18 protein-coding genes and 5 pseudogenes are annotated in these 15,870 nt (G+C 62.2%); 17 read left to right on the forward strand and 6 right to left on the reverse strand.

Annotation, left to right across the window (positions count from 1 at the left end; all coding sequences use genetic code 11):
- Positions 1–43: 43 nt before the first annotated feature.
- From ACEWPM_RS16270 to ACEWPM_RS16315, 10 genes are all read left to right on the forward strand, one after another.
- Positions 44–475 (forward strand): RrF2 family transcriptional regulator, encoded by a 432-nt coding sequence (locus ACEWPM_RS16270; RefSeq protein WP_393963528.1) that lies wholly within the window; start codon positions 44–46, stop codon positions 473–475.
- Positions 472–2,109, forward strand: coding sequence for a cytochrome-c oxidase, cbb3-type subunit I (gene ccoN, locus ACEWPM_RS16275; protein WP_393963527.1), 1,638 nt, complete (start codon positions 472–474; stop codon positions 2,107–2,109). Before ACEWPM_RS16270 ends, ccoN begins: the two co-directional genes overlap by 4 nt.
- Positions 2,110–2,112: 3 nt before the next feature.
- On the forward strand, positions 2,113–2,841 hold the full coding sequence (gene ccoO / locus ACEWPM_RS16280) for a cytochrome-c oxidase, cbb3-type subunit II (RefSeq protein ID WP_393963526.1): 729 nt from the start codon (positions 2,113–2,115) through the stop codon (positions 2,839–2,841).
- Positions 2,838–3,005 carry a cbb3-type cytochrome oxidase subunit 3 gene (locus ACEWPM_RS16285; RefSeq protein ID WP_393963525.1) on the forward strand — a complete coding sequence of 56 codons (168 nt, stop codon included), beginning with the start codon at positions 2,838–2,840 and terminating at the stop codon, positions 3,003–3,005. Before ccoO ends, ACEWPM_RS16285 begins: the two co-directional genes overlap by 4 nt.
- Positions 3,002–3,922 carry a cytochrome-c oxidase, cbb3-type subunit III gene (gene ccoP / locus ACEWPM_RS16290; protein ID WP_393963524.1) on the forward strand — a complete coding sequence of 307 codons (921 nt, stop codon included), beginning with the start codon at positions 3,002–3,004 and terminating at the stop codon, positions 3,920–3,922. Before ACEWPM_RS16285 ends, ccoP begins: the two co-directional genes overlap by 4 nt.
- Entirely contained in the window at positions 3,919–4,077 is a 159-nt protein-coding gene (locus ACEWPM_RS16295; protein WP_393963523.1) for a hypothetical protein, read from the forward strand. Before ccoP ends, ACEWPM_RS16295 begins: the two co-directional genes overlap by 4 nt.
- Positions 4,078–4,087: 10 nt before the next feature.
- A complete protein-coding gene (locus ACEWPM_RS16300; RefSeq protein WP_393963522.1) occupies positions 4,088–4,885 on the forward strand; it encodes a DUF2189 domain-containing protein in 798 nt (265 codons plus the stop codon).
- Positions 4,882–5,094, forward strand: coding sequence for a cbb3-type cytochrome oxidase assembly protein CcoS (ccoS, locus tag ACEWPM_RS16305; RefSeq protein ID WP_393963521.1), 213 nt, complete (start codon positions 4,882–4,884; stop codon positions 5,092–5,094). Before ACEWPM_RS16300 ends, ccoS begins: the two co-directional genes overlap by 4 nt.
- The gene (locus ACEWPM_RS16310) at positions 5,042–5,272 is read left to right on the forward strand and encodes a hexameric tyrosine-coordinated heme protein (protein ID WP_393963520.1); all 231 of its coding nucleotides are present in this window, start codon (positions 5,042–5,044) and stop codon (positions 5,270–5,272) included. The genes ccoS and ACEWPM_RS16310 overlap by 53 nt, the downstream gene beginning before the upstream one ends.
- A 523-nt stretch (positions 5,273–5,795) precedes the next feature.
- On the forward strand, positions 5,796–7,019 hold the full coding sequence (locus ACEWPM_RS16315) for an MFS transporter (protein ID WP_393963519.1): 1,224 nt from the start codon (positions 5,796–5,798) through the stop codon (positions 7,017–7,019).
- A 204-nt stretch (positions 7,020–7,223) separates the two neighbouring features.
- Here ACEWPM_RS16315 and ACEWPM_RS16320 read toward each other — a convergent pair whose 3' ends face one another.
- Positions 7,224–7,667, reverse strand: coding sequence for a BLUF domain-containing protein (locus ACEWPM_RS16320; RefSeq protein WP_393963518.1), 444 nt, complete (start codon positions 7,665–7,667; stop codon positions 7,224–7,226).
- Between the two features lie 203 nt (positions 7,668–7,870).
- On the opposite strand from ACEWPM_RS16320, the pseudogene ACEWPM_RS16325 reads away from it, so the two are divergent.
- From ACEWPM_RS16325 to ACEWPM_RS16350, 6 genes and pseudogenes are all read left to right on the forward strand, one after another.
- A pseudogene (locus tag ACEWPM_RS16325) lies at positions 7,871–8,580 on the forward strand (IS6 family transposase).
- 56 nt (positions 8,581–8,636) lie between these two features.
- A pseudogene (locus ACEWPM_RS16330) lies at positions 8,637–9,029 on the forward strand (DUF1403 family protein); the annotation flags it as partial.
- A 58-nt stretch (positions 9,030–9,087) separates the two neighbouring features.
- Positions 9,088–9,330, forward strand: a complete 243-nt coding sequence (locus ACEWPM_RS16335; RefSeq protein ID WP_393963517.1) for a type II toxin-antitoxin system Phd/YefM family antitoxin — start codon at positions 9,088–9,090, stop codon at positions 9,328–9,330.
- Entirely contained in the window at positions 9,327–9,731 is a 405-nt protein-coding gene (locus tag ACEWPM_RS16340; RefSeq protein WP_393963516.1) for a type II toxin-antitoxin system VapC family toxin, read from the forward strand. The genes ACEWPM_RS16335 and ACEWPM_RS16340 overlap by 4 nt, the downstream gene beginning before the upstream one ends.
- A gap of 56 nt (positions 9,732–9,787) precedes the next feature.
- A pseudogene (scpB, locus tag ACEWPM_RS16345) lies at positions 9,788–10,166 on the forward strand (SMC-Scp complex subunit ScpB); the annotation flags it as partial.
- Positions 10,167–10,466 (forward strand): annotated as a pseudogene (locus ACEWPM_RS16350) (integrase core domain-containing protein); the annotation flags it as partial.
- 338 nt (positions 10,467–10,804) lie between these two features.
- On the opposite strand, the gene scpB (ACEWPM_RS16355) reads toward ACEWPM_RS16350, so the two are convergent.
- Together scpB (ACEWPM_RS16355) and ACEWPM_RS16360 are read right to left on the reverse strand one after the other, a co-directional pair.
- A complete protein-coding gene (gene scpB / locus ACEWPM_RS16355) occupies positions 10,805–11,395 on the reverse strand; it encodes an SMC-Scp complex subunit ScpB (protein ID WP_393963515.1) in 591 nt (196 codons plus the stop codon).
- A gap of 2 nt (positions 11,396–11,397) precedes the next feature.
- Entirely contained in the window at positions 11,398–12,324 is a 927-nt protein-coding gene (locus tag ACEWPM_RS16360) for a DUF1403 family protein (RefSeq protein WP_393963514.1), read from the reverse strand.
- A 157-nt stretch (positions 12,325–12,481) separates the two neighbouring features.
- Here ACEWPM_RS16360 and ACEWPM_RS16365 point away from each other — a divergent pair, with 157 nt between their 5' ends.
- Positions 12,482–13,579 carry a tyrosine-type recombinase/integrase gene (locus ACEWPM_RS16365; RefSeq protein ID WP_393963513.1) on the forward strand — a complete coding sequence of 366 codons (1,098 nt, stop codon included), beginning with the start codon at positions 12,482–12,484 and terminating at the stop codon, positions 13,577–13,579.
- Positions 13,580–13,610: 31 nt separating this feature from the next.
- Here ACEWPM_RS16365 and ACEWPM_RS16370 read toward each other — a convergent pair.
- The 3 genes and pseudogenes from ACEWPM_RS16370 to ACEWPM_RS16380 all read right to left on the reverse strand — a co-directional run.
- Positions 13,611–14,063: pseudogene (locus ACEWPM_RS16370) on the reverse strand (NAD-binding protein); the annotation flags it as partial.
- Positions 14,064–14,268: 205 nt separating this feature from the next.
- Complete coding sequence (gene wrbA, locus ACEWPM_RS16375; protein WP_393963512.1) at positions 14,269–14,859, reverse strand: NAD(P)H:quinone oxidoreductase; 591 nt, start codon at positions 14,857–14,859, stop codon at positions 14,269–14,271.
- 42 nt (positions 14,860–14,901) lie between these two features.
- Positions 14,902–15,834, reverse strand: coding sequence for a ring-cleaving dioxygenase (locus tag ACEWPM_RS16380; protein WP_393963511.1), 933 nt, complete (start codon positions 15,832–15,834; stop codon positions 14,902–14,904).
- Between the last annotated feature and the right edge of the window lie 36 nt (positions 15,835–15,870).

Raw genomic sequence — 15,870 nt, forward strand, 5'->3', positions numbered from 1 at the left:
GTTAATCAGTATTTGAAATACTGATTTAATAGAGAATTTCCAGATGCGTCTTACCTCGTTCACGGACTATGGCTTGCGGATGCTGACGCGAATGGCCAGCGCACCAGAGCGCGGGTTTTCGACCTCTGACCTTGCAACCGAATTCGGCATTTCGCGGCATCACCTGTCCAAGATCATGCAGCGGGTGTCTCCCGGCGGCATCGTCGTGACCAGGCGTGGCGGCAGCGGCGGCGGTATGGTGGCGCGCGGCGCGGGCGATAGCCGTCTGGGACAAGTTATCCGTCTTCTCGAGGACGGGCAGCCGCTGGTCGAGTGTTTTACGCCGGGGGGAGGCGAGTGCGTCATTGACGACCGTTGCAAGCTAAAGGCGCGGCTTCGCTCTGCCGAGGCAGCGTTTTTTGAGGATCTTGATCGTGCAAGTCTGGCGGATATCGCGCTCGCGCGGCCGGCTGACCTTGAAGGAGCACTGAAATGACACCAGCCGGAACGCTCAGCAGCTTTGAACGCCAGATTGCTTTCGCCTTGTCGATCGCATTGGCAGTGATGGGATTCATCATGGCCGCTGCTGCCGGAAAAGGCGTCATGGCCATCCATGGCGCCATGGCGCTGGCACTCGGGCTGTTCCTGATCTTCCGCACAGGCGGCGCACTTTATGATGACGCGCCCGGACCCGAGCGGCATGACCGCTATTTCGACGGGCCGACACGCTTTGGCGTCATTATGACGCTGATCTGGGCCATCGTCGCGATGGCGGTTGGCGTGTGGGTTTCCGCGCTACTTTACTGGCCCGAAGGCACACCCGCCCTTCCATGGACCAGCTTTGGACGGCTGCGGCCCGTGCACACCACAGGCATCATCTTCGGATTTGGTGGCAACGCCCTGATTGCGACCTCGTTTTATGTGCTGCAACGCACTGCGCGGACGCGATTGGCCGATGCGATCAGCCCCTGGTTCGTGCTGATCGGGTTCAATCTCTTCTGCCTCTGGGCGGTCAGCGGCTACCTGATGGGCAGCACGCAGTCCAAGGAATACGCCGAGGCGGAGTGGTATGCCGACATTTGGCTGGTGATCGTCTGGGTTGTCTATTTCACCGTTTATATCCGCACTCTCGCACGGCGACACGAGCCACATATCTATGTGGCGAACTGGTATTACATGGCCTTCATCCTGATCGTCGCGATGCTGCATATCGTCAACAACCTGGCCCTTCCCGTGCGCTGGAACGCCGCCGACAGCTTTACGATCTGGGCGGGTGTGCAGGACGCAATGATCCAGTGGTGGTATGGGCATAACGCGGTCGCGTTCTTCCTGACCTCGGGATTTCTGGGGATGCTCTACTACTATTTGCCGGTAAGGTCGGGGCGTCCGATCTGGTCCTACCGGCTGTCGATCCTTAGCTTCTGGGGGATCGTGTTCTTCTATATCTGGGTCGGCTCGCACCACCTGCATTACACCGCCCTGCCCTATTGGGTGCAAACGCTTGGCATGACGTTCTCGGTGATGCTGCTGGTGCCGTCCTGGGCCTCGGCGGGCAACGCCATAGCGACGCTGAACGGCGCCTGGCACAAGGTGCGCGACGACGCGACGCTGCGATTCATGTTCGTCGCCGCCGTGTTCTATGGCCTTTCGACCTTCGAGGGGTCGTTCCTGGCGATCCGCCCCGTCAACTCGCTCAGCCACTATACAGACTGGACCGTCGGCCACGTCCATTCCGGCACGCTGGGCTGGGTGGCGATGATCATTTTCGGCGCGATCTACACGATGGTCCCGCAACTTTCAGGCCGCGAGACGATGGCATGGCCCCGCGCGATCGAGTGGCACTTCTGGCTCGCCGTGGGGGGCACGCTGGTCTACGTCGTGGCGATGTGGAATGCGGGCATCACCCAAGGGCTGATGTGGCGCGCCTATGACAACAATGGCGCGCTGTCCTACAGCTTTGTGCAATCGGTCGAGGCGATGGCGCCCTACTACCTGATCCGCACCATAGGCGGGGGCTTGTTCCTGACAGGGGCCGTCGTCTGCGCGCTGAACTGCCTCGCCACCTTCCGCAGCGCGCCCTATATGGCCGAGCCGCGCGATGTGCCCCTCAAACCGCAACCGGCGGAGTAGGCTATGCTCAAACTTCACTACAACCTTGAAAAGATGTCGATGGGTCTGGTGGCCGGCATCATCGTGGCCGCATCCATCGGCGGGATAGTCGAGATCGCGCCACTGTTCACTATCGACGAGACGGTTGAGATACCGGACGACATGCGCCCGCATACCCCGCTGGAACTGGCGGGACGCGAGATCTATATCCGCGAGGGATGCTACGCCTGTCACAGCCAGATGGTGCGCAGCCTCGCGGACGAGCTCGATCGCTATGGCCCCTATTCGCTGGCCGCCGAGAGCGCCTATGACCACCCCATGCTCTGGGGGTCGAAACGGACCGGCCCCGACCTGGCGCGCCTGGGCGAGAAGTATTCCGACGCCTGGCACAGCGCGCATCTGATCGACCCGCGCAGCGTCGTGCCCGCATCGATCATGCCTGCCTATCCGTGGCTGAGCCGGGATCTGGATACAGACCTGCTAGGCGACCAACTGGCCACGCTGGCGACGCTGGGCGTGCCCTATGATTGGGGGATGGTCGAGGCCGCCCTTGCCGATGCGAGGGGGCAAAGCCAGCCAGATACGGAGGCAGGTGACGCCGTGCGCGAGCGCTATGGCGAGGGTGTCGCAGTGCGCGCCTTCGACGGTGATCCGGCCCGCCTGACGGAAATGGATGCGGTCGTGGCCTATCTGCAATCGCTCGGCACGCTGACCGATGCGCCCTACGAATTGCTGGCAGGAGAGACGCAATGAGTCACGACACGCTCGTTCTGATCGCCAAGACATTCGGCCCGATCTGGATGATGGGCTTTTTCATCATCGTCTTGATCCGCACCTATAATCCCAAGCGCCGCGCGGACCACGAAAGGGCGGCCCGCTCCATCCTGCCCGACCAAGCAGGGGAGGACGCGAGATGAGCGACGATCCGCGCCTCAATGCCGAAGGCAGCAATGAGGTTGATCCGCATACCGGGCATCGCGAGGTCGACCCCGTCACCGGATACGACACCACCGGCCATGACTGGAATGGCATCCGCGAGCTGAACACACCCTTTCCAAAGATCGCAATCTGGGCACTGGTCCTGACATTTGTCTATTCCGTCATCGCCTGGGTGCTGCTGCCGGCCTGGCCCTTGGGGCAGGATTACACCCGTGGCCTTCTGGGGCTGGATCAGGGCGACATGGCGGTCGAGCGGTACCGCGCCATTAGCGCCGAGCGTGACGACTGGCTAGCCCGTTTCAAAGAGGGGGATTTCGCGGCGCTCAAGTCCGACGAGAGCTTGATGCCGCCCGCTATGGCGGCAGCGGACCGGCTCTATCAGGACAACTGCGCCGCCTGCCATGGCGCCGATGGCGGCGGCGGCCCCGGCTTTCCAGTGCTGAACGATGGGCATTGGCTCTGGGGGGGCGATCCGGCGACAATTGCGGAAACGCTACATGTCGGCATCAACGGCACTGGCGATGATGCGCGGTTCGCGCAGATGCCGTCCTTTGACTGGATGGAGCGGGGCGAGATCAGCGCGCTAGCCGACTACGTCACGTCGCTTCCCGGCGGAGGCGCGGATCCCGAGAGTCCCGATGCTGCGCTATTTGCGGATAATTGCAGCTCCTGCCACGCCGAAAACGGCGAAGGTGGGCTGATGATCGGAGCACCATCTTTGATCGACGATGCCGTCATCTACGGCCAGGATCGCGCCAGCGTGCTGAACACGCTGCGCAACGGCCGGCAGGGCGTGATGCCTGCATGGTCGGGCCGATTGTCCGATGCCGAAATCAACCTGCTCGCGCTGTATGTCTCGACCCTCGCCGATGAGATTCCGGAGGCGCAGGAATGACCGGGGCCCAGCAGCGCAGATTAGCCATCAGCGGCGCGTTTCTGGCGATCGGCCTCTTCATCGCGGCCAACGCGCATCTGATTGCTGTCGCCATGGACTCGCAGCCCGATTGCACATTGTCCGAGCGCGCTGCCGCCGCCAAACCCGCCTGCTGAAAGGTCAGACATGCTGGAACCTCTTCCGACACTTCGCGCCCCTGACAGGCCAGCTTCGGCACTGGCCCGGTCCCTGCCTGCGACTGCGGCCTTCGCCTGGCTCGGCGCCGGGTGGAGCGATTTTCGCGCGGGCCTCTCGCAAAGTCTGATCTATGGCATCTTTGTGGTGCTTTTGTCCTACGCGATCCTCTGGACACTTGCCTCGGTGGGGCTTCTCTATCTCGCGCTTCCGATGATTTCGGGGTTCCTGATCGTCGGACCTTTCTTTGCCATTGGTCTCTACGAGAAAAGCCGCGCCCGCGAGGAAGGCGCACGCATCGGCCTGATGCGCATGCTCTTGGTCAGGGGCGTACCGCTGGGGCAGCTGGCCTTTGCGGGGCTGATGCTGGGAATGCTGGTGCTGTTCTGGATCCGGATTGCCGATCTGCTCTATGCGCTTTTCTTCGGCCTTGCGCCCTTTCCGGGCGCCGAAGATGCGTTCGTCAACGTCCTGACCACAACCAGGGGCTGGATTCTGATCGTGGTTGGGACCGCGATTGGGGGACTTTTTGCCGCCTTCGCCTTCGCGCTGAGCCTCTTTTCAATTCCCATGATCATGGCCGAGCGGCGCGACGCATTGACCGCCCTTGGCCTCAGCTTCGCCATGACGACGCACAACCTGAAGCCCGCGCTGACATGGGCCGCCATCGTCGCGGGCGGTCTGACGCTGAGCGCGCTGACCGGCCTTCTGGGGCTGGCGGTGGTGTTCCCGGTTCTGGGCCATGGCACATGGCACGCCTACAAGGCGATCCGGCGGCTTGATGAATGAGCTGGCTCGTCCTCATCCCGATGTCGATCACCATGGGCCTGATCGGCCTTGCCGCATTCGCATGGGCGCTGCGCCACGATCAATTCGAGGATCCCATTGGCAATGCTGAACGCGTTCTGATACCCGATCCCCCACTTGAAACCAAAGGAGATGAAGATGACGACATGGCTACCGACCCTGAAAACGGCAACGCCCGAAGAGGGCTATGAGCTGGCGGTGAAGATGGCGCGCGTCGCGGTCAAGATGACCCAGCCAGACGCCGAAATCCGCGACAGACTGCGCCCCGAATATGCCGAAGATTTCGCCGCCCTGATCGCGTCAAGCCAGGTTGTGGCAACTCATTTCGCAACTGTTGCAGCGGCAAACGACTATTGGAAAGATGCGTAAGAACCGCGCCGCAGTTTGAAAAATGGATGAGCCGGCGTCTCTGTGGCGGCATTGAATTGATGGCAAGCTCGACAGACGGGGCGGTGCGTTTTCGAATTCACTGCCGCCCTGGCGTTGGTGGTGGAAGTCTATCGATTCCGAGCAGGAGGAGAGTCGACGACAGAGTGCCGCTGCTACGATTAGACAGGCAGCACCAGAGCAAATGCAACTCTTAGGCTTGGATTGAAATGCCTCGGGGAAGCCCCCGTTTTAGATTGATTGCCGCATCAGCAAGGCTCTAAATGCATTGGGACCTGCGCGCTTCAGACGTCTCGGCGCTGCGCTCAGTGAAGCGATGGTATCCGTCCGTCACTCCATTGTCGTCGGAACGTGTGCTTAGCACATGAGGCCCTCAGCGCGGCCGCGCGACGACCTCTTCCACGGCAACAAACAATCGTGCGGGCCTGACCTCTTGCGACCATCAGCAGGGTATGAGCAATTGACTACAACTCCGTCGGCGCCCTGAACGAGAAAGACTCCTGACATGACGACCGCGACCCGCTCCGGAACCCATTTGGCCGTGCTGGCAGTACTGGGGGTGACACATCTTCTGAACGACATGATGCAATCACTTATCCCGGCGGCTTATCCAATTCTCAAGGAGGCGTATGCACTGAACTTCGTTCAGATCGGTATGATCACACTGACATTCCAGATCGCCGGAGCCTTGCTGCAGCCCGTAGTCGGCATGGCGACCGACCGCCATCCTGCCCCTTATTCGCCGGTGGTGGGGATGATGTTCACCCTGTCGGGATTGGTCAGCCTGGCGTTTGCACACGGCTATGGGATGATATTGGTCTCGGTGGCATTGATCGGCATCGGCTCGTCGATCTTCCACCCGGAGGCAACCCGCACCGCCCGCTATGCTGCCGGCGGAAGGCAGGGATTGGCTCAAGGTATCTTCCAGGTCGGCGGGCAGGCAGGCGGGGCCCTCGGGCCGGTTTTTGCGGCGCTGATCGTCGTGCCATGGGGGCAGCCGAGCCTTGCCTGCTTTGCCGTCACCGCCCTTTTGGCCATGATGCTGTTGACATGGATCGGCAGCAAACAGCGACAGCTGAGCGCCGACTTCGCAGCGCTGCGGGCCCGCAGAAACACCGGCGGCGAGACGGTCACGCACGCGCCGCTGACCGTTGGAATCGGCCTGGCCGTGTTAACCTTTCTGATGTTCACCAAGAATACCTACAACGAGAGCTTCCGATCATTCTATACCTTCTACCTCATCGAGAGGTTTGATCTTTCCATCCCCTCGTCGCAGCTGATGCTATTCGTATTCCTGCTGGCGGCAGCGGTGGGTGTTCTGATCGGCGGGATCGTCGGCGATCGGATTGGCAGATATAGGATCATCTGGATCTCGGTGCTCGGCCCGCTGCCTTTGACGCTTATCCTGCCCTATGCCGATCTGTTCTGGACAGGCGTACTGACGATCATGATCAATCTGATCATGGCCAGCGCCTTTGCCTCGATCTTGATCTATGCGATGGACCTTCTGCCCAATCGGATTGGCCTGATCGGCGGCTTGTTCTACGGGTTGAACTTTGGACTTGCTGGTGTCGCGGCGGCGTTTCTTGGTGTGCTGGCTGACAGCTATGGCGTCGAGGCCGTCTATCGAATCTGCTCTTTCCTGCCGCTGGCGGGACTGCTGACTTGGTTCCTGCCACGGATCAACGAGGAACCTCTAAACCTTTTTAGTAGATTAAAGAAACGATGATCGACCGTTCGCTTCTCCACTCTTTGAACCGCGTCGGGTTCACCGGAGACCTATAGCTTCATTTCACTCAGACCACCTTCTTGGCACATTACGATGCCGTCTGGGGGAGGGCGGCAACCACCCCATCTACCTACGACTCTCCAAAGCTTACCCCCAGCTCCACTATGTAGGCGGGGGTATTCGCTTGTGGCAGCGAGTCTGATACTAACTCGCGGGTATGTAAGATCTAACGTTTTTGAATACTGAAAGAGCAAGCTCCAAGGCCAAATGTTTGCCAGGCTCGTTCAAGCCGTTGTCGCTCTTCAACTGCTCCAAGGAGTGAAACGTCCCTTTGGTATACTGGCCAATTTCGTCAGGCCCAGCATACCTCATCAACCAGTCCGAAAATGTTCGGCTATCGACTGCATCGCACCAAGTGAGAGACAAGCCGGTGTGACGGTGATCGTGATGAATCCTCTTGTAATAGCAATCTTCGACTGCGGTTTGCTCTCCCTCCAAAATCTGGAAAAAAAGTTGATCATGATACATGAGAACACCGGTAATCTGGTCTCTCGCGTTGTTGCGCTCTGAGATCTCTAGGATGTCAGACAAAGTCGCCTGATCGAGCGGTGATCGAGAGTAGCTTACGTAGGCGAGTTGATAAGGCAAGAATAGGTCCTGAGGCTGAGAAGAAGTGCTATGGTTAAATCTGGGTGACGCGGCCTGATCAGGCGGCGCTGGTTTCTGTGGCGTCTGTCACCTCGACGCCGTTTCCGAACTTGATCCCTTGAGCTACGCTAGGTAGTCATGATCCATGAAAACGGCAATGTCAGGTTATTGACGTGACCCGGCTGCATGCATAGCGCTTGCATATGATCAGCCAAGTTTTACAGCCTCGCCCAAAGGGCTTCCGGTTCCCTCGGTCCATCATCTCCTATGCCGTCTGGGCGTACCATCGGTTTGCTCTGAGCCTGCGCGATGTCGAGGATGTGTTGGCCGAGCGGGCGTGATCGTCTCGTATGAAAGCATTCGTGTGTGGTGCCAAAGGTTTGGAACGCAGATCGCCGCCAAGATCCGTCGCGACCGGCCGACACCAGCTGACAAATGGCATCTTGACGAGGTCGTGATCCCAATACGAGGGAAGAAGCACTGGCTTTGGCGTGCAGTCGATGCGAATGGTGATGTGCTGGAAATTCTGGTGCAGAGCCGCAGAAACACCCGTTCTGCCAAGCGCTTTCTGAAGAGACTGATGAAGCGATGGGGCATGCAACGTGTCCTCGTGACCGACAAGCTGCGGAGCTACGGCGTCGCCGTCCGAGACCTTTGTTCTGGCGTCGATCACCGCTCGCACAAAGGGTTGAATAACCGTTCCGAGGCATCGGATCGGCACACACGACGACGAGAAAAGATCCTGGGAGGTTTCAAATCCCCACGTCAGGCGCAGCGTTTTCTATCGGTCCATGACCAAACCACCACCATCTTTCGTCCCAAACGCCATCGTCTTTCTACAGTATCTTACCGCCGCGCCCGGGCTGATGCGCTCAGCCTGTGGAACGACTATGACGCCGAAGTGACCGCATGAGGGGAAAATAGGTCTTGGTCACGTCGCGCGACAACAACATGACAATGCCCGTGGGGCTGATCCTGGCCGCCGCCGCGCTGGCGCGGGCCTTGGGTTGGAATCACCTAATCCCGCTTCTGGCGGCGGGCCTGAAGCGGGCCGGTCTGCGCAAGCGCGGCGACGGCCTGCGTCTGGCCTGTTGTCGTGCGGTCATCGCCTCCGCCGTCGATGGCGTCCGTATGGCCGGGGATCACACCAGCCGGGCCGCCCGGCTTAACGCCGTCGCGCCGAAGCTGCGCGCGAAAGCGGCAGGCGAGGCGGTGGAGCTGTTCCTGCGTCGCGACGCGGTGGCGGCGGCTGCGTTGCCGCTGTCGAATCGCGCGGCGCGGCGTCTGTGTGACCGGTTGGTCGATCTCGGGGCGGTGCGCGAGTTGACCGGGCGCGCCACGTTCCGACTGTACGGGGTGTGAGCATTGCTTTTGAACCCAGGAAGCATTATCTAGATAGATAGCTAGATAGGAGAATGACATGTTAACCCTGCACGACGCCAAGAACCGGTTCAGCGCGGTGGTCGAAGCCGCCCTGGCCGGCCGACCGCAGGAGGTCTCGCGCCGGGGTAAACCGGCGGTGGTGGTGGTCTCGGCCGAGGAGTATCATCGGCTGGTCAAGGCGGCACAGGCTCGCCGCGAGAGTTTCACCGAGCATCTTCTGGCCTTTCCGGGGGGTGAGGTCGAGCGGGCCGAAGCAGCGCCGCGGGATGTCGCGTTTTGATTTACATCCTCGACACCAACGTGATTTCGGCCGTCCGGCGGGCTGGGCGCGCGCCGAAAGTGGCGGCCTGGCTGGCTGGGAAATCCGAGGCCGATCTGTTCCTGAGTGTCATCACCCTGGGCGAGATCGAGCGCGGCATCCGCCGGCAGGAAGGGCGCGATCCGGATTTTGCGCAGGATCTGCGTCACTGGCTGGAGCGGACGGTGGCGGTGTTCGGCGACCGGGTGCTCGACTTCACGGCGCCGGATGCGCTGGTCTGGGGCGAATTGTCGGCCCTGATCGGCCATGCCGGGGCGGATCTGATGATTGCGGCGCAGGCATTATCCAGAGATGCGACGGTGGTGACCGGCAATGGCACTGACTTTGCCCCGACCGGCGCGCGCATCATCGATCCGTTTTGACCGATCTCGACCGTGAGCTGGCCGGTCTGCCGCCCGACCTGCGCTGGCGCGAGTGGATGCACAGGATCGAGGCGGTGCTGTTTGCCTCTGCCGCACCGGTGCCGCGCGAAGACCTGGCGTGGATCATGGGGCACGGGGAATCGGCCGACTTGCTGCTCAAGGATCTGGCGGCGGACCTGAAGGGGCGCCCCTTTGAAATCACCCCCGATGGATGGCTGGATGCTGCGCACCCGACCCGCCTATGCCCCGGTGATCCGGGCGGCGGCGGACCTCGGTGCGCAGGATCTCGACCTGCGCGAATTCGACGCCGCCGTTCTGGCCGCCATCGCCTGGCACCAGCCGATCACGCGCGCCGGGCTGAAAGAGATCTTCGGGCGCGAAATCCCCCGCGACCTGATCGGACGGCTGAATGCGCAGGGGCTGATCGGGACCGGCCAGTACGTGTCGATCCGCTATACCGAGCGCCTGGCGGAAGCCGGGATCGAACCCTCGGTCGGAAGTGCGGGTGACAGCTATGACAACGCCCTGGCCGAGACGATCATCGGGCTGTTCAAGGCGGAGGTCATTCATCGGTTGGGGCCGTGGAAAACCGCGGATGCGGTCGAGTGGGAAACCCGGAAATGAGTCGACTGGTTCAACAATCGCCGCCTGCTGCAACCCATCGAAAACATCCCGCCCGTTGAGGCCGAGGAGAAGTTCTATGAACACCGTAACGAGTTCGATAAAGTCGCGTGAAACGGAGTAATCAGCCTCCGGAAAAACCGGGGCGGTTCATCACATCAATTCAGTGCACTATTGGCTACTATTTCTAGTGGATGGATGTGCAGCTTTTGACTCTGAGGATATTATTCCACCATCCTTCGGGTCACACCATTTCGCGAAGTATTCCCTTGCTTCATCACTCAGCCCATATTTCTGAGTATAGGCCGCAAGTATTCGTTCGGCTTCGTCCAGTCGTTCTCTGGCCATGCGCACATCTCCCAGACAGGCAGTCCTGCACAGCTAGCCTAGCGCCACGAACCGAGAAGATCGAGAGCGTTGTGCTGTCAGAGCAACAAGTTGAGAGCGCCGCGTCAGCAACTCATACCCGCGTCCTCGAGCTGCTCGCAATTCGGAAGCTCCTGTAGCGTCTCCAGATCGAAGACTACGAGGAACTGCTCTGTCGTCACGTAGGTGTAGGGCGCTCCGTGCCGAGGGGAGCGCGGGCCTGTTCCGATCAATCCCCGCGTACGCAGCCTTCCGATCAGATCGCGGCTGATCTCGTTGCCGAAGATATCCTTCAGCCCGTCTCGGGTGATCGGCTGGTGCCAGGCGATGGCGGCCAGCACCGCGACATCGAATTCGTTCAGGCCCAGCACTTGTTCACTGACGTCCGCCGCGACCCGAATCGCGGGCGCGTAGGCGGGTCGCGTCCGGAACATCCAGCCGCCGGCGACCTTAGCGACTTCGAACGCCCGGCCCTCAAGATCGGCGGTCAGATCCTCGATCAACAGGTCGACCGATACCCCCTGGCCCACGACGCGCGCAAGGTCTTCCCGCGGCACCGGAGAGGCAGAGGCGAAGAGCACCGCCTCGATCCGGCGCATCCATTCCCGCCAACGCAGCTCGGGCGACAGGCCGGCAAGCTCAGGGTCGAGGTCCGGCTCAGGTCGATCCTTGGCCATGCTCACACCCCGTAGAGTCGGAAGGTTTCGCGCCCGGTCAACTCGCGCACGGCGCCCAGTTCCACAAGCCGGTCGCAGAACCGGCGGGCCGCGCGGTCAGACCGCAGTGAGGTCAGCGACGTCGGCGCAACAGTGTCGCGGGTCAGGAACATCTTCACCGCTTCCTCGGCCCCCTTGGCTCGCAATTTTGAAGTGACATCTTGCAGCCGCGCGGCGCGGCGCGCCAAGTCGACCACCTCGCGGTCCACCTCGCTCGCTGCGCTTACAATAGCCCGATGACAGGCCATCCGAAGTTCTTCACCCGGCGAATGTAGATCGCGGCGTTTGAGACCAAGCGTTAGGAACGGTAAGATATGTGACCAGCCAAGGGATTGGGCGAGCGCAGCATCGGCGAAGATCATCGCTGTCGTGTGCGCCCGTGGATTGTCGTCGAGAACAGCCTTTAGGACGAACGCCGCGCGAAAAACGGGCGTCCCTTGTCCCGCCCCGCGCCGGCCGCACCCGTCACGCGGGTCGCACCCGTTGAGCCAAGTCGCAATCTGGTCCGGCTCTAGATTCGGCAACGCTCGGTGCAGCGCCTTCACAGACACCGGCCGCTCGACCGCGCGCCGCCAAGAGAGGTAAGTGCCGCCCGCCGGGCCGGGTTGGTCGCCGGGCTGGAGAAACGCTAATGCGTCGCGCAGCTCCCCTGCCCTTTCGACCCGACCCGAATGCGCGACACAGGTCTCTGCAGCACGCAGTGCCAGCCGCTCCCGCAACAAGGCCTGGGGGGCATCGTCTCCCCCCAACACAAGATGCAGATGACTTAGCGCCGCACCCGACAAGAACGCCACATCTTCAAGGGTTTCGCCACGTGCAGAAGTGACCCAGGCCGGCATAAGAGGTAAAGTATTGAGGCTCGGACCGTGGATGATGCGCTCGGATTTCATGTTCAGAGTCTATCTGACAACGGCGCTTTTGCCTACCATTTAGTTCGATAACCGCCCCAACTTATTGGTCTATTTTACGTCCGATAAGTTTGCATTATCGGACACTATGAGATAGATCGCAAGCAGGCTCAAAATTCGGGAATTTTCGGGGGGAAAGATGACCGCAAGAGACGAGACATCGACATCATCGCTCGCCGCCCCGTCTGAGGATGCAGGCGGCGGCGAGAGAGGTCACGAGACGGGCGATGGCATCGCCCTGCCCGCGCATCTGGCAGGGTCCGGCACGCTTGACTGCCTTGTCGGCACGGCGCGGGACTATGCGCGCGCGGCGGCGTCCGAGAACACCTTGAAAGCCTATGCCAAGGATTGGGCGCATTATGCGCGCTGGTGCCGGATGAAAGGGACGGACCCCCTGCCGCCCTCGCCCGAATTGATCGGTCTCTATCTTGCAGATCTGGCCGCGCCGCAGGGGCGGGCCCCTGCCCTTTCGGTCTCGACCATAGAGCGCCGCCTGTCGGGCCTTGGGTGGAACTATGCGCAGCGGGGGTTCGCTCTTGATCGCAAGAACCGACACATCGCGGCAATCCTTGCGGGGATCAAGCGCAAGCATGGCAAGCCGCCGGTGCAAAAAGAGGCGATCTTGCGCGAGGATATCCTCGCTATGGTCGCCACGCTGCCTTTTGATTTGCGGGGGCTGCGCGATCGGGCGATCCTGCTGCTTGGCTATGCGGGCGGCCTGCGCCGCGCCGAGATCGTCAGCCTCGATATGGGCAAGGACGACACGCCAGACAGCGGCGGCTGGATCGAGATCATGCCGCAGGGTGCCTTGCTGACGCTGAATGCAAAGACCGGCTGGCGCGAGGTCGAGATCGGCCGCGGCTTAAGCGCGCAGACCTGCCCCGTTCATGCGCTGGAGCAATGGCTGCACTTCGCCCGGATCGATTTCGGCCCCGTCTTCACGCGCAGTTCGCGCGACGGCTCAAAGGCCCTTGAGACGCGCCTGAGTGACAAGCATGTCGCGCGGCTGATCAAGCGGTGCGTGCTGGCCGCCGGCATCCGGACGGAGCTGCCGGAAAAGGAGCGTCTTGCGCTCTATTCCGGCCACAGCTTGCGTGCGGGTCTAGCCAGCTCTGCCGAGGTGGATGAGCGCTATGTTCAAAAACACCTTGGCCACGCATCCACCGAGATGACCCGCCGATACCAGCGGCGCAGGGATAGGTTCCGGGTCAATCTGACCAAGGCCGCCGGGCTTTAGTCCCCTGCCCCGCCCACACCCCCAGCGCGCTCTATTTTTCAGCGCCGCTCGACAGCGGCTCGGGCGCGATGGCGGCGACGATGGCATCGCGCGCGGCCGCGTCGCGCCCGGCGACGACCTGATCGGCAAGGCGGGCGGCAACGCGCTCCTGCACACGGGCCACGATACCGCGCGCGTCATCCATCGAATAGCCGAGGCTTTGCAGCGTCACCTCGCCCAGTGCCAGCGCAGACAGCACCGTCTCGCGGGTGATGGCGCCCGCGGGTATCCCGGCGCCGGCCAGCCGGACGGCCTGAATGCGATCATGGGCGCGCACCATCAGCGCAGCCCCCGCATAGCGCACCTGCACCATCCGCGCGATGCGCAGAGTCGTCTCAGGATCGTCCGTGGCCACGACGATGGCCCGGGCGGTTGCGGCGCCTGCCGCATCCAGCACCCCCGCGCGCGTGCCGTCACCGACATGCACCCGCGTGCCAAAGCGCTGCGCCTCGCGGGCCTGCTATGGGGGCGGGTTGGCAAGGCCGGTTTGAAACGTCGAGACTTGAGGCATGTCACCCTCCGTTATGAGGCAAGGTATGGCCGCTTGGCCAGACAGGTCGGCGCCATTCAGCGGGCAGCATTTCAACGGCGATAAGGGGGCCCTGCCCGAGCGTGGCGCAGGCAGGGCGTTTGGCAGGGCCGGGTCGCCGTTACGCCAGCTTGGCCGCGACCTCGACGAGGCGGCGGGTCTGGTGCGCGATGGCGGCGCGGGCATCGTCCGAGAAATCCTCGCCCGCGGTGTGGCTGTAGCCATAGGGGTTGCCGCCGGTCTTGAAGAGGATCTCATCGGTATAGCCTGGCGCCACCACGAAGCCGCCCCAATGCATCACGGTGGTGTAGAGCGATTGCAGCGTCGTTTCCTGCCCGCCATGCACGCTCTGGGCCGAGGTCATGGCCGTGACCGGCTTGTTCGCCAGCCCGCCCTTCGACCAGATGCCGCCCAGCGTGTCGATGAAGGCGCGCATCTGGCTGGCCACCACGCCAAAGCGGGTCGGCGCCGAGATGAGATAGGCGTTGGCCCATTCCATGTCCTCGACCGTGGCCTCGGGGATGTCGGCGGTTTTCTCGGCCTGCGCCTTCCAGGCGTCCTGGCCGTTGACCACCGATTGGGGCGCGGTCTCGGGCGCCTTCAGCAGGCGGACCTCGGCGCCCGCCTCGCGGGCGGTCTCGGCGGCGATTTCGGCCATCTGGTGGTTGGTGCCGTAGGTGGAATAGTAGAGGATTGCGAGTTTGACGGACACTTTCAGTCTCCTTTGGTTGCGTGTTTGCCAGATCTCGAAGGCTCAATCCGCCAGAGGTGGCAATGTTCCCTCAAGGCGGGTGCGCAGATGCGCGTGCTGCTCCGGCAGTTTCAGGGCCTCGCCCAGATGGGCGGGGTCTTCGTCCCGGTCAAAACCGGGCTCGTTCGTGGCGATCTCGAACAGCACCCCGCCGGGGGTGCGGAAGTAGATCGCCCAGAAGTAATCGCGGTCGATGACCGGCGTGACATGCGCGCCAGCATCAAGCAGCGCGCGGCGCACCTCGGCCTGCGCCTCGCGGTTTTCGACCGCAAAGGCGACGTGATGGACCGATCCGGCGCCTTCGCGGGCGCGGCCCTCATCCGGCAGCGCCTCGAGGTCGATGACATCGGCGCCATTGCCGCCCTCGATCCCCATGCGGATCAGCGCGCCCTCGCGGGCAATCTCGCGGTAGCCCATGAAGGTCAGGAGCTGCGCCGTGGAATCCGCATCGCGCAACCGCATGGTCACGCCGCGAAAGCCGCGAATGCCCTTGTCTGCGGGCACCGGGCCGCCATCAAACGGCGCGCGCGTGTCGCCAAGCACCTCGACCAGCGCAAAGCCGTCGCCGTCCGGCCCGTGAAAGCGCAGGCGCGCCTCGCCGAATTGCTCAGCTGTTTCAAGGCCCTCCACACCGGCCGCCGACAGACGCTCGCGCCAGTAGTCCAGCGCGCCCACGGGCACGGCGAAGGCGGTCTCCGACACCTCGCCGGTGCCATGGCGGCCCGGTGCGATATGCGGAAACGGGAAATACGTCATGACCGAGCCGGGCGTGCCGGTCTCGTCGCCGTAATAGAGATGATAGACATCGGGCGCGTCGAAATTGACGGTCTTCTTGACCCGGCGCATCCCGAGCAGCTTGGTAAAGAACGCGTTATTCTCCTGCGCATCCGCCGCCATCGATGTGACGTGGTGCAATCCTTTGATCTGGGTGAGCATGGCTGGCTCCTTGATTGAGTGATCTTGCTTGAGCCA

The organism is Roseovarius maritimus (assembly GCF_043355895.2).
Classification (GTDB): Bacteria; Pseudomonadota; Alphaproteobacteria; order Rhodobacterales; family Rhodobacteraceae; genus Roseovarius; species Roseovarius maritimus.